This window comes from Plantibacter sp. M259, from assembly GCF_006065115.1.
Taxonomy (GTDB): domain Bacteria; phylum Actinomycetota; class Actinomycetes; order Actinomycetales; family Microbacteriaceae; genus Plantibacter; species Plantibacter auratus.
Window position 1 is genome coordinate 642,136 of the sequence record NZ_CP040750.1, and the last position, 12,461, is coordinate 654,596.

Here is a 12,461-nt window from a genome sequence, read left to right on the forward strand (position 1 = left end):
CCATACGTCAGGATGGACGGATGGATCTCCAGAACCTCGCCGAGCACGGACGTTGGACGACGGCCCCTGCGGCGGTGACGACGGAGCCGGACGGTTCCCTGCTCGTCACCGCCGTCGAGGGCAGCGACGCCTGGCGGCACACCTCCTACGGTTTCGTCCACGACACGGAGCACGCGCTGATCGCGCCGATGCAGCGACGAGCGGCGATCGAGGTGTCGTTCGTCCTCGACGGCTCCGAGCAGTTCGATCAGGCCGGCGTGTTCCTCCGCGTGTCCGAAACGACGTGGATCAAGGCCGGGGTCGAGGTGTCCGACGGGGTCGCCCAGCTCGGTGCTGTCGTCACGCACGGCACCTCCGACTGGTCGGTGGCACCGGTCCCGGACTGGCTCGGACGAACGGTCACCGTGCGCGCGAGCCGAGACGGCGACGCCGTGACCGTGCGTGCCCGGGTGGATGGCGAAGCCTGGCGGCTGGTCCGCGTCGCCCACCTCGACCCGGAGACCGACGTCGAGGCGGGGCTCTTCTGCGCGGCCCCGACTCGCGCCGGCCTCACCGTGCGGTTCACCGCCGTCCGTCTCGGTCCGCCGGACGACGCGCTCCACGGCTGACGGTCTGCACGGTCGCGGCATTGCGCTCCGCGAGCTGCGCGAACGCGGCGGCGAGTTCAGGCGGCTCGACGACGTCGACGTCGGTGTCGAAGCGGTTCACGGAGGCGGCGAGCGCCACCCACGACCAAGCACCGGCGGTGTAACGCGTGCGGTCCGGGCCGAGGGGCTCGGCGGTGCCGTCGCCCATGAACGGTCGGACCGCATCGAACGGCAGGTGGAGCACGACGGTGCCGACACACGGCCACGCGTCGGTCTGCTCGGATCCCTTGAACCTCGCCGCCACGAACGCCTGGACGTCTCCACCCGGCACCTGGCGCGGACGGAATCGCGGTCCGGTCGGCGTCCTCGGCACGATCCGGTCGGCGCGGAAGATCCGCCAGTCGTCGCGGTCGAGATCCCAGGCCACGAGATACCAGCGCCCCTGGGAGGTGACCAGGTGGTGCGGTTCGACGCGTCGAGGGGGTTCCGGATCATCGTCGGATCGCCCGAAGCGGAGCACTTCCCGCGCGCGGATGGCTGCGGACAACGCGAGGAGGACCGGCACGGCCACCTGCGGGGTCGGTCCGTCGCCTGAGCGGGGCACCGAGGTGACGTCGAGCGCGTCGAGTCGATGACGCAGCCGCGACGGCAGGACCTGCCGCACGGTCGTCAACGCTCGGAGCGCGGGCTCCTCGAATCCGGATCCCGCGACGGCTGCGGTCTGGAGGGCGATGGTGAGCGCGACGATCTGCTCGTCGTCGAAGAGCAGTGGCGGGAGTTCGCTCCCGGCGTCGAGGTGGTACCCGCCGTCCGGCCCCATCGTGGCCTCGATGCGATACCCCATCTCGCGGAGCCGGTCGACGTCGCGGCGGATCGTGCGATGGCTGACGTCCAGCCGGTCGGCGAGCAGGGCCCCCGGCCAGTCGCGCCGCGCCTGCAGGAGCGAGAGCAACTGCAGGAGTCGGGAGGTCGGCGAGGCCATGGTGCGAGCGTAGTCCGAGTACAGGACACGATCTGTCCTAGATGCCTGGGACAGTGGTGCTCGACCGGGAGGAGCCCGGCACGAACCGAGGAGCACGCATGAGCATCACGACCACGACCCACCTCAACTTCCAGGGCGACGCCCGCGCTGCGCTGGAGTTCTACCAGTCCGTCTTCGGCGGGCGGACGACGATCGCGAGCTACAGTGACTTCGGAATGCCGAAGGACGCCCCGGGCGCCGAGCTGGTCGTGTTCGGTCAGGTCGAATCCGAGGACGGCTTCCGGGTGATGGCGTACGACAGCCCCGGTTCCACGGCGGGTTCGCTGATCGGTGCCGGATCGACCCGCCGTGAACACGGGACGACCGTCACCGAGCAGTCCTGCTTCGTCGCGGTGCGCGGCGAGACGCTCGCGGAGGTCGAAACGTTCTGGGACCGACTCGTCGTCGGAGGGTCGGTCGTCGAGCAGCTCGCCGCGTCGGCCTGGAGCCCCGGTTTCGGCATGGTGACCGACCGGTTCGGCGTCACGTGGGTGCTCGATGTGTCGGCGGCCAACTGAGGCGTCCGCTCACGTCCTGGAGCGGACGGAGAACGGGCCGGTGCGGACGATTGCGTCCACCGGCCCGTTCCGGTCGTCAGGTTGCGACTCAGCGCACCCTGTCGAACCGCTGCCCCTCAGGCTTCGAGGGAAGGAGGAAGAGGACGAACAGGATGAGGCCGCCGATCGAGGGGATGAGCGAGAGGAAGTAGAACGGGCCGGGGAAGTTGGCGTCGTGCAAGCGGCGCCAGGCGAGGGCCAGGTTCGGGACGATGGTCGCCAGCCCGATGAGGCCGAGGAGCACGACGCCCGTCAGGATCAGCGGAGCGGCTCCGGGGATCTCGAGGATGCCGGGCTGGGTGTAGTAGGTACGCGAACCGGTGCTGCTGTCGAACACGACGGCCTCGCGCTGCGCGGCAGCCGACGACGCCCCGATCGCGACGCCCGTGAACAGGAGGGCGTTCGGGATGAGCGCGACGAGGAAGACGAACAGCGTGGCCCACCAGTATTCGCTCCGCGAGGCGCGGCCGGTGAAGGTCGCGTACTTGCGGAGGTAGCGCTTGATGGCCTGCGGGAAGGTCGCCCCGTACAGCGGGAGCGTCAGGTCGTCCGGTGGGGCGGCGCCGCGGATCGGCGCGGGGGCGTACGGCTGCCCGTACGTCGGCGTCGCGGGGTATTCAGGAGTGGTGTTGGAACTCATGGTGTCTTTCGATCGAGGTACACGTTGCTGAGATCCTGGCATAACACATGACCACGCCAGAACGACTTGCACGACCGACCGATTTCAGGCATGGCCCCATCGGTCCCGGGCAACCTCGTCCGGTCCCTGAGCCTGTCGAAGGGCACACGGCGCATCCCACGAATCCGGCGGACCTCTCCCGGTCCCTGAGCCTGTCGAAGGGCCCACGAGGGACCTCCTGCTCTGGTGGTCTTCTCCCGGTCCCTGAGCTTGTCGAAGGGTGCACGAGGGACTTCCACAACCGGGACCACTCGCCATCTGGAATGTCAGTGGTCCATGGTGGACTTGTCCAATGACCGAGGCCACTGCCGCCGCGATCTGCGCTGGCGACGAGTACGCCGCGCAGCTGGCGGAGTTCTCGGACGAGTGGGCGGAGCTCCACCGGCAGCAGGCTGCCCTGGACGCGAAGAAAGCGCGCCTCCTCGCCCGCTCCGCCGCCTACGCCGATGCGTTCGCCGACGCCACGGTCCCGGCGATCTTCCCGCCGGCCGAACGTCAGGGCCTCTCCCGCCGGTCCACCTGTGCAGCCCTTGCGATGGCGACTCGCACGCCGGAACGGACGATCCAGCGGGCGACGAACGACGCCGAGCGCCTCGTGAACGACGCGCCGGCCGTGCTGGCGTCGCTGGAGGCCGGCCGGATCTCGGCGCGGCATGCGCAGGTGATCACCGATCAGCTCTGCGACGTCCCTGCTGCTGGGCGGGCAGCGTTCCTCCAAGCAGTCCTCCCCGTGGCGGAGCGCATGACCGCCGCCGGGCTCAAGAGCCGCGCCCGCGTGCTGCGCGAGCGACTCCACCCCGAGTCCATCACCGCCCGCGCGGTCCGCTCCGAAGCGGACCGCCGCGTCGAGTTCGAACCGGCCGCCGACGGCATGGCGTGGGTGCACCTGTTCACGACCGCACCCATCGCGCAGGGCATCATCGAGCGCGTCGAAGCCGCAGCGGCCGGGTCGCGCAATGCCGGCGACACCCGCACCTGCGCACAACTCCAGGCCGACGCCCTCGCAGCACTCGCCCTCACCGGCGTGACTCCGGAAGACGTCATGTCGAGCCCGGTCCTTCCGCACCCGATCGAGGTCCAGGAGCACATCGTGCCCACGGTGCAGATCACCGTGCCGGCGCTCGCCATGGCCGGCGTTTCTGACGCCCCGGCCACCCTCGACGGCTACGGTCCGATCGACCCGGAGACCGCCGCACGTATCGCAGTGAACGCGCCGAGCTTCACCCGGATCCTCGTCCAGCCCGAAACCGGCGCGGTACTCTCCGTCGGGCGCAATCAATACCGGGTCCCGGCAGACCTCCAGCGCGCGGTGCGCCTTCGGGACGGCACCTGTCGCGCACCTGGCTGCGGGAGACGAGCCCGGGCCTGCGATCTCGATCATTCGGTCGCGTGGGAGGACGGCGGGACGACGGATGTGGGCAATCTCGCCTGCCTGTGTCGACATCACCATCGGATGAAGCACCTCCCGGGGTGGAACCTCGACCACGGGCCCGGCGGGGTGCTCAAGTGGACGACGCCCGACGGGAAGCATCATCGGACGGAACCGGATCCCGCGCCGTTCTGACCAGCCTCGGCGTCCTCAGATCGAAGTGTCCCCCGTGGGCACTTCGACAGGCTCAGTGACCGGGAAACGTACACCCGGAACGATGGGGCGTCCTCGTGGACACTTCGACAGGCTCAGCGACCACGTCGACACACGCAGCGACCGGACGACGGACAGCAGGAACGGAACGCCCCGCGCAGCTCCGCGTCAGCGCCTTCGATCGAACCGCCGTCCAGACGGCCTCGACGGCATCAGCACGAGGACGAACACGACGATGCAGCCGATCAACGGGATCGCCGAGAGGAAGAAGAGCGGACCGGGGAAGCCGGCGTCATGCAGGCGCCGCCAGAGCATAGCCAGACTAGGCAGGACCGTGACGGCCACGAGGAGACCGACGATGACCAGGGCGGCGCTCAGCAGTCGAGACCCATCGTCGACCACCGGCTCGCGCTGCATAGCCGCGATCCCAGCGATCGCCAGCCCTGGACCGAACAACACCGTCGGTATGAGCCAGACCAAGACGAGGAACAATACGGTCCACCAGTACTCGCTCCTCGAGGCGCGACCGGAGAAGGTCGTGTACTGACGGAAGAACCGGCCAACGGCCGCCGACATCGTCGCCCCGGGGAGCGGAAGAGCAGGGCTCGGCAGGACACCAGCCGCAGGTACGGGCGGCTTCACCGCCGACCTCCCGCCGGACGGGGCGGACGCGCACCCCAGGGAGCTGTCGCTACTCATGATTCCCCTCGGGTCATGTATTTCTCATCGATACTCAAATGTAACATGTGAAAAGCGGATGTTCCGAGCCGGTTCCTCCAGGTACCGCCGTCATGACTCCGCGAGGATGATCACGTGATCGGAAAGCGCTTGCCGAGCAGGCCTCCGCACCGGTAGCCTCGTCCGGAACCCCACCCGGAAGGTCGCGATGCTGCGCCGACACGACACCTCCACCACGCCGATCGTCGTCAACGACAACGCCGCCTGGTGCTGGTTCCAGGATGAGCGCGCACTCGTCGATCCGGTCTCGAACCTCCTCGTCGTCGGCTCGATCGCGTCAACGGGCGGCATCGACGGCGAGCAGCGCGGCGGCAACGTCGAGGTCACCGTCGTCGACCTCAGCACCGGCACCGCCGACGTCGTCGTCCTGCACGAACGCCTCGAGTCCGACGACCACGACGTCCCGGCCCTCTGGCGGCGGCGCGACGGGCGCTGGCTCGCGATGTACACCCGCCACAAGACCGACGACCTCACCCGCTGGCGCATCAGCGAACCACACGACCCGCGTCGCTGGGGGCCCGAGCACACGTTCGACTGGAGCGCCCACACCGGCGGACTCGGCGTGACCTACTCGAACCTCCACGAACTCGACGGCCGCCTGTACTGCTTCGCCCGCGCCGTCAACGACGACCAGTGCGCGCTCGTGTCGGACGACGACGGCGACACCTGGAGCTACATCGGCAAGCTGTTCACCCGGCCGAAGGTCGGTTACGTCAACGGCTACACGCGCTACGTCTCCTCCCCCGGGCGCATCGACCTCATCACCACCGACCACCACCCGCGCGACTACGACAACAGCGTCTACCACGGCTTCCTCGACGCCGACGGGCTCCACCGAACCGACGGTGCGGTCGTCGACCCGCATCCGTTGCGTGGCGACGCACCCTCGCAGGTCGAGCTCACCACCCTCGTCGCCGCCGGGTCACGAATGCCCGACGGCGGCAGCTGGGCCGGCGACCTCCTCTCCCACTGCTGGACCGTCGACGTGCGACGAGCCCCCGACGGCACCGTGGCCGCCGTGGTCTCCGCCCGCGCCGACGACGGACCAGCGCATCCGGACGAGGCGACCGAACGCCTCCGGCCCGTCCTGGACCATCGGTTCCTGTTCGCCCGCCTCACGCCCGGCGGCTCCTGGCAGGTACACCCACTCGCCCTCGCCGGCCCCGGCCTCCTCCCGCACGAGCAGGACTACACCGGCCTCGCCGCGATCGACCCGGACGACCTCGACTCGCTCTACGTCTCGACGCCGGTCGACCCCCGAGATGACCGACCGCTCGCCCACCACGAGATCTTCCACGGTCGTACCGACGACGACGGGGCGACCTGGACCTGGACACCGGTCACCGAGGGCTCGGACGTCGACAACCTGCGACCGATCGTCGCACCCGGTGACCCCTCGACCGTCTCGCTCCTGTGGTTCCGCGGGGACATGGCGAGCTCGCAGGACTACCGGTGCGAGGCCGTCCTGCTCCGGCTGCCGCGCGCCGAGTGACGACCGGTCACTCGGGCCAGGACACCTCGCCGCTGAAGTCCGGGTGCTTGCGGAGGTAGGCCTGGATGAAGGGGCAGTACGGCACGATCGTCAGGCCTCGCTCGACCGCATCGTCGAGCGCCGCGGCGGCGAGGACGCTGCCGAGCCCCTGCCCACCGAAGTCCGGATCGATCTCGGTGTGGGTGAAGAGGATGCGACCCGGTTCCTCCCGGTACCCGGCGATCCCGGCGACGCGCTCCCCCACGAGGATCTCGTACTCGTGACGCTCGTCGTTGCGGACGACCTGCGGGCCGTCCTCGGGTGTGCTCGATGTCGACATCGGGGCTCCCTTCCGTTCGTCCCCCACTGTACGTCGAGCGCTCCGTCATGTGCTGTTTACGCAGCGGCCGATTCCGCAACGTGCCGGAAACACGCGCACAGGCCATCGGAAACACGCCGGTGTCACGCTGGGCGCACCCGACGCGCTCCAGCCGCGTCCCTGCGGAGAGGCACCTCGAATGGATCAAGGAAACACAGCGTTCATCCTGATATCAGCGGCACTCGTGCTGCTCATGACACCAGGGCTCGCGTTCTTCTACGGCGGCCTGGTCAAGGCGAAGAGCGTCATCAGCATGATGATGATGAGCTTCGGCGCACTCGGCCTCATCGGCGTCCTCTGGGTGCTCTACGGGTACGCGATCGCGTTCCCCGGCTCCGAAGGCACCGTCGCCCCCTGGGCGATCGACACCGGGAACATCGGTCTGACCGCCGCCCTCGAGACGCCCGAGGGAGCGGCCTACCCGCCACTCGCCTTCGTCGCCTTCCAGGCCACCTTCGCGATCATCACCGTCGCCCTCGTCTCCGGCGCCATCGCCGACCGCGCGAAGTTCGGCTCCTGGATGATCTTCGCCGGCATCTGGGCGACCGTCGTCTACTTCCCGGTCGCGAGCTGGGTGTTCAACTTCGGCCTCGCCGACGACGGCAGCTTCGCCTACGGTGGTTGGATCACGCACGGCCTGCAGGACGTCTTCGGCGTCGGCGTCATCGACTTCGCCGGTGGCACCGCGGTCCACATCAACGCCGGTGCTGCAGCCCTCGCCCTCGCGCTGGTCCTCGGCCGCCGCGTCGGGTTCAAGAAGGGCGTCCACGTCCCCCACAACCCGCCGTTCGTCCTCCTCGGCGCCGGTCTGCTCTGGTTCGGCTGGTTCGGCTTCAACGCCGGTTCGGAACTGGCTGCCGACGGCACCGCGGCACTCGTGTTCGTCAACACCATCGCAGCCCCGGCAGCAGCTCTGCTCGCCTGGCTCGTCGTCGAGAAGATCAAGGACGGCAAGCCGACCTCCGTCGGTGCCGCATCGGGAGCCGTCGCCGGTCTCGTCGCGATCACCCCGGCGTGCGGTTCGCTGCACCCGATCTGGGCGATCGTCCTCGGCCTCGTCGCCGGTGTCGTCTGCGCCCTCGCCATCGAGCTGAAGTTCAAGCTCGGCTTCGACGACTCGCTCGACGTCGTGGGCATCCACCTCGTCGGTGGCCTCATCGGCACCCTGTACCTCGGCTTCTTCGCCAACGGCACCGGCCTCTTCATGGGTGGTGACGCTTCGCAGCTGCTCGTCCAGGCGATCGCCGCGTTCGCCGTCCTCATCTACTCCTTCGTGCTCGCCTTCATCATCGGCTTCGCGATCGAGAAGACGATCGGCTTCCGCGTGAAGAACGAGGACGAGATCGCCGGCATCGACACCGTGGTCCACGGTGAAGAGGGGTACGTCCTGGTCGACACCAAGGCCTGATCCACCGGCCTGAACGACCTGCCCGACCCGACCCGACGAGGACGAGATGCGCGGAGCAGCTGGACCCGAACCGGCTGCCACCCCCGCTCATCTCGTCCTCGTCGACGTCGCGTCACGACCACCGGCCGACCCGGGCCCGCCCCGGCTCGTCCGGTTCGCCGACCTCGTGCGGCAACCACTCGACCGTGGCCGGGGCAGCGTGCGAGACGTCTGGACCAGCACCGACGTCGACCGCCGCATCCGCTGGCGACTGCAGGTCGTCGAGCTCCGTGACGCCGCCGGACTCATCGCCGCTCCCGACGACATGAACCACGCGATCGTCGGCTTCGCCGGCCCACAGGTCGCGGTCCGCGCGGGCGGAAACGAGCTGAACGGCCCCGGACGCATCCTGCACCGCGACGAGGTCCTGACCGTCCGCGAATCCTCCGTGCGCCTCTCGAGGCCGCGGCTGCGGGCGTCGGGGTCGAGCTCGATGATCCTGCTGAGCTACAGCACCTCGGAGGACCCGCCGACGCTGAACTTCGAGCATCCGGAGACCGCGCACGATCCCGCCGACGGCCTGCGGATCACCCTCGCCCTGCGCGGTCCGATCCGGCGCGGCGAGGGCGAGGTCCCGCAGGGTGCCGCCCTCGTCTCTGCTCCCCTCGCGGTGCCGCCGCGCTACCGCTGACCGCTAGCGCTGACCGGCGGTCCGGCCGTCGGCGAACCGCTGGCGCGCGTGCTGCTGCCGCGACCCGACCGGCACGGCCTCGGTCGCCGCGGGCAGCCCCATCGACGGCGTCGACACGTAGATACTCTCGGCGCGGTCGACGAGGAACGTCTCGTGCCAGACGCCGACGGCCTTCGGCGCGGTCCGGGCGCGCTTGTTGAACCGCGACCAGGCAGGCCGATGGGCGGAGGCCGGTGCCGACGCGTAGGCGTAGAGCTTGTCGATCGACGACCAGTACTGGACGAGGTACGGGCCACTTGAACCGAGCAGGATGTGCGAACCGAGGAGCCCGGACTCCGGGTCGGACATGAGCTCCTGCAGCATGCGCGGCATGTCGCCGAAGATCGGGAGCCACTTGTCCACCCGCCACCACTGGTTGATGGTCATCCCGATGTGGAACACGACGAGCTCACCCTCGTGACGATGAGTGATTCGGCCGACGACGACGCGTGACATAGACTGCTCCTGTTCGATAGTGACGCTATCCAAGTTGGATAGTAGCACTATCCAGACGAGGGGGACAGGATGAGGATCTCGGAACTCGCGGCGGTGTCCGAGGTGCCGGTGGCGACCATCAAGTACTACCTCCGCGAGCAACTCCTCCCGGAGGGCGAGCGCACCTCGGCGACCCAGGCGAGCTACGGCGACGCCCATGTGTCCCGGCTCCGCGTGATCCGCGCACTGCTCACCGCCGGCGTGAGCATCGCGGAGACCCGCAACGTCGTCGCCGCGCTCGACTCACCACCGGCGGGCCCCTACGACCTCCTCGGCGTCGCCCACACCGCCGTCACCCCGCGCCCGAGCGGCCCGGTCGACACGACCCGCGCACTGGAGCTCTACGAACGACTCGGCGGGGTCGAGGCGCATTGCGATCCCGGACTCCTCGCCGGCCTGGCCGGGGCCCTGGACACCCTCGAGCGAGCCGGCTTCACCGTGCCACCCGCGGTCCTCGACCGATACGTCGACGCAGCGCGCCGCATCGCCGAAGCCGAGATCGACGGCATCCCGGCGGACTCCCCCGAGCTGGCGGTGCAGTACATCGTGCTCGGCACCGTGCTCACCGAACCGCTCATCCTCGCCCTCCGTCGTGCGGCCCAGCAGGTGGTGTCGTCGGAGCGTTTCGACGGGACGGAAGCCCCGGCATCCCAGCCGTCCTGAGCCTCAGGCTCCGGAGCCTCAGGCTCCAGAGCCTCAGGCGTCGAGTTCCGCCGAGGTGGGCGGGTTCGCCCCCGGCCGCGACACCGTGATGCTCGCGGCCCACGCGGCGCGGTCGAGCAGCTGCTGCAGCACCTCGTCGGACACCTCACGAAGTCGTTCCTCGGCCCCGGGCCCAGCGATACCGGCGGTCAACAGTCCGTCGATCAGCGCACCCATGAACGTGTCGCCGGCACCGACGGTGTCGGCCACCTGCACCCGTGGCGTCTCGATCTCGAGCACGGAACCGTCTCTGACCGCGACCGCCCCGTCACCACCCATCGTCACGACCACGAGTCCCGGCCCGGCCGCGACCCACTCCCGAGCTGCGTCGACCGGCGCCACACCGGGCAGCAGGAACGCGACGTCCTCGTCACTCGCCTTCACGACGTGGGCGCGCGCGATGCAGTCGAGGGCCGCCTGACGGACGCGGGCCGCGTCGTCGATGAGCGACGGCCGGATGTTCGGGTCGTAGGTGATGAGTGCCGAGGGACGACGCGCCTCGACCAGCTCGCGGAGGCGGTCGGCACTCGGCTCGAGGACCGAGGCGATCGAGCCGGTGTGGACGACCGCGGCGTCCGGCGCACCCGAGGCCTCCAGATCGAGCGAGAGGTCGAACTCGTAGGTTGCCGCCCCCTCGGCGTCGAGGGTCGCCTGCGCCGTGGACGTCCGACCGGTCGGGGCCGACACGAGGGTCACCGCGGACGCGTCGAGCCAGGAGCGGATCGCCGCGCCTCGCTCGTCGTCGCCCACATGGGTCACCAGGGCCGGGGCGCGGCCCAGCCGACCGAGGGTGATCCCGACGTTCGCCGGGCTGCCGCCGGGGCTCTCCGCCTGCGTCCCGTCGAGCCGCCGGACGATGTCGATGAGGGTCTCGCCGGCGATGAGGACGTCGGTCGTGGGGGCTGCGTGCATGGCATCTCTCTCTGCTGGATCCGAGGGTCGGTGGCGTCAACCGGCGTCGGTCGACACCGCGGCGATGAGCGAGTCGCGCTCGATGATCGGCATCGTGACCAGCTCGTGCCCGAGGGCGTGCTGGCCGAGGAGCATCGAGGCTCCGAGCGCGCCGATCTCCTGGTAGGGCAGCCGTGCGGTGGTGAGGCCCGGGCGCAGGTAGCCGGCGAGGATCTCGTCGTCGAAGGAGACGACGGAGACGTCCTGCGGGATCCGACGCCCCAGTTCGAGCAGCACCTGGTAGGCACCGAAGGCGACGCCGTCGTTCGCGGCGAGGATGGCGGTGACGTCGGGGTGGCGCTCGAGGAGCGCGGCCGTCGCCTCGTACCCCGGTTCCGGCTGCCACTCGACGATGTCGACGCGCGCCGGTTCGATCCCGGCCTCCGCGAACGCCGCGGCGATGCCCGCGAAGCGGAGTGCCACCGTCGCCGTCTGTCGCGGATCGTCGATGACGTCCTGCGGCAGGTCGCCGACCACGCCGATCCGTCGGTGACCCGCGTCGACGAGCCGCTTCGCGACCGCGTACCCGGCCGCGCGCTCGTCGGGCAGGACGTTCGCGTGTCCCGAGGAGGACGCTCCGTTGAGCACGACGACGGGGACACCGGTCGAGGTGGTGGGGAGGTCGATGAGGCGGGCGCCGAGGAGGCCGATGAGGATGCCGTCGACCCGGTGGTCGATCATCGTCTCGAAGGCGCGGGCGAGGCCACCCTCGATCCCCTCGGTCTCCGCGATGAGCATCGTGTGGTCGTGGGCCTTCGACACCTCGAGCGCACCGCCGATGAGCCCCGAGGCATGCCGGGTGAGCGTGACCTCGTCGGAGATGAACCCGATCGTCCTGGTCTTCCCGCGGCGCAGCACCTGGGCCGCGGGGTTCGGGCGGTAGTCGAGCTCCGCCGCGGCGGCGCGGACCCGCTCGACGGCGTCCGCGGACAGCCGGGAACCGGGGCGGTCGTTCATGATCATGCTCACCGCGGCCTTGGACATGCCCGCGCGCTCCGCGACGTCCGCGAGGGTCGTGCGGCGGCGTTGCGTGGACATGACACTCCCTCGTGCGGTTTGCTGAATCAGTTCAGCATATCGCGCGGAGCTGTGTTATGTTTCGTCTGCTGAATCCGTTCAGCACCTCCATTCACGGCTCATCGTCCGCGCCCTGCGAACGGTCGGCCCCGATTTCGCAGGAGC

General features: G+C 69.8%; 14 protein-coding genes. 7 read left to right on the plus strand and 7 right to left on the minus strand.

The features are described from left to right. Positions 1-20: 20 nt before the first annotated feature. Positions 21-608, plus strand: a complete 588-nt coding sequence (locus tag FGL15_RS02905; protein WP_138944876.1) for a DUF1349 domain-containing protein — start codon at positions 21-23, stop codon at positions 606-608. Here the strand turns inward: FGL15_RS02905 and FGL15_RS02910 are convergent. Continuing rightward, positions 562-1,569 carry a YafY family protein gene (locus FGL15_RS02910; protein WP_138944877.1) on the minus strand — a complete coding sequence of 336 codons (1,008 nt, stop codon included), beginning with the start codon at positions 1,567-1,569 and terminating at the stop codon, positions 562-564. The two genes, FGL15_RS02905 and FGL15_RS02910, sit on opposite strands and share 47 nt — an antisense overlap. A gap of 98 nt (positions 1,570-1,667) precedes the next feature. Between FGL15_RS02910 and FGL15_RS02915 the strand changes: the two genes are divergently transcribed. Continuing rightward, on the plus strand, positions 1,668-2,126 hold the full coding sequence (locus FGL15_RS02915) for a VOC family protein (RefSeq protein WP_138944878.1): 459 nt from the start codon (positions 1,668-1,670) through the stop codon (positions 2,124-2,126). 88 nt (positions 2,127-2,214) lie between these two features. On the opposite strand, the gene FGL15_RS02920 is transcribed toward FGL15_RS02915, so the two are convergent. Beyond that, entirely contained in the window at positions 2,215-2,805 is a 591-nt protein-coding gene (locus FGL15_RS02920) for a DUF805 domain-containing protein (protein WP_138944879.1), read from the minus strand. Positions 2,806-3,136: 331 nt separating this feature from the next. On the opposite strand from FGL15_RS02920, the gene FGL15_RS02925 reads away from it, so the two are divergent. Further along, positions 3,137-4,408: an HNH endonuclease signature motif containing protein gene (locus tag FGL15_RS02925; protein ID WP_138944880.1), complete on the plus strand. Its 1,272-nt coding sequence runs from the start codon at positions 3,137-3,139 to the stop codon at positions 4,406-4,408. A gap of 186 nt (positions 4,409-4,594) precedes the next feature. Here the strand turns inward: FGL15_RS02925 and FGL15_RS02930 are convergent, their stop codons facing one another. Beyond that, the gene (locus tag FGL15_RS02930) at positions 4,595-5,125 is read right to left on the minus strand and encodes a DUF805 domain-containing protein (protein WP_138944881.1); all 531 of its coding nucleotides are present in this window, start codon (positions 5,123-5,125) and stop codon (positions 4,595-4,597) included. Positions 5,126-5,312: 187 nt separating this feature from the next. On the opposite strand from FGL15_RS02930, the gene FGL15_RS02935 reads away from it, so the two are divergent. Beyond that, the gene (locus FGL15_RS02935; RefSeq protein WP_138944882.1) at positions 5,313-6,656 is read left to right on the plus strand and encodes a BNR-4 repeat-containing protein; all 1,344 of its coding nucleotides are present in this window, start codon (positions 5,313-5,315) and stop codon (positions 6,654-6,656) included. Between the two features lie 7 nt (positions 6,657-6,663). Here the strand turns inward: FGL15_RS02935 and FGL15_RS02940 are convergent, their stop codons facing one another. Next, a complete protein-coding gene (locus tag FGL15_RS02940; protein ID WP_079706940.1) occupies positions 6,664-6,975 on the minus strand; it encodes a GNAT family N-acetyltransferase in 312 nt (103 codons plus the stop codon). 178 nt (positions 6,976-7,153) lie between these two features. On the opposite strand from FGL15_RS02940, the gene FGL15_RS02945 reads away from it, so the two are divergent. Then, positions 7,154-8,422 (plus strand): ammonium transporter, encoded by a 1,269-nt coding sequence (locus FGL15_RS02945; RefSeq protein ID WP_079706939.1) that lies wholly within the window; start codon positions 7,154-7,156, stop codon positions 8,420-8,422. A 46-nt stretch (positions 8,423-8,468) separates the two neighbouring features. Further along, entirely contained in the window at positions 8,469-9,092 is a 624-nt protein-coding gene (locus FGL15_RS02950) for a hypothetical protein (RefSeq protein WP_138944883.1), read from the plus strand. 3 nt (positions 9,093-9,095) lie between these two features. Here the strand turns inward: FGL15_RS02950 and FGL15_RS02955 are convergent, their stop codons facing one another. Next, the gene (locus tag FGL15_RS02955) at positions 9,096-9,587 is read right to left on the minus strand and encodes a DUF4188 domain-containing protein (RefSeq protein WP_138944884.1); all 492 of its coding nucleotides are present in this window, start codon (positions 9,585-9,587) and stop codon (positions 9,096-9,098) included. 69 nt (positions 9,588-9,656) lie between these two features. Here FGL15_RS02955 and FGL15_RS02960 point away from each other — a divergent pair, with 69 nt between their 5' ends. Then, on the plus strand, positions 9,657-10,289 hold the full coding sequence (locus FGL15_RS02960; protein WP_138944885.1) for a MerR family transcriptional regulator: 633 nt from the start codon (positions 9,657-9,659) through the stop codon (positions 10,287-10,289). A 33-nt stretch (positions 10,290-10,322) separates the two neighbouring features. On the opposite strand, the gene FGL15_RS02965 is transcribed toward FGL15_RS02960, so the two are convergent. Together FGL15_RS02965 and FGL15_RS02970 are read right to left on the minus strand one after the other, a co-directional pair. Beyond that, the gene (locus FGL15_RS02965; RefSeq protein ID WP_138944886.1) at positions 10,323-11,240 is read right to left on the minus strand and encodes a carbohydrate kinase; all 918 of its coding nucleotides are present in this window, start codon (positions 11,238-11,240) and stop codon (positions 10,323-10,325) included. A 36-nt stretch (positions 11,241-11,276) separates the two neighbouring features. Next, positions 11,277-12,317, minus strand: coding sequence for a LacI family DNA-binding transcriptional regulator (locus tag FGL15_RS02970; RefSeq protein ID WP_138944887.1), 1,041 nt, complete (start codon positions 12,315-12,317; stop codon positions 11,277-11,279). Between the last annotated feature and the right edge of the window lie 144 nt (positions 12,318-12,461).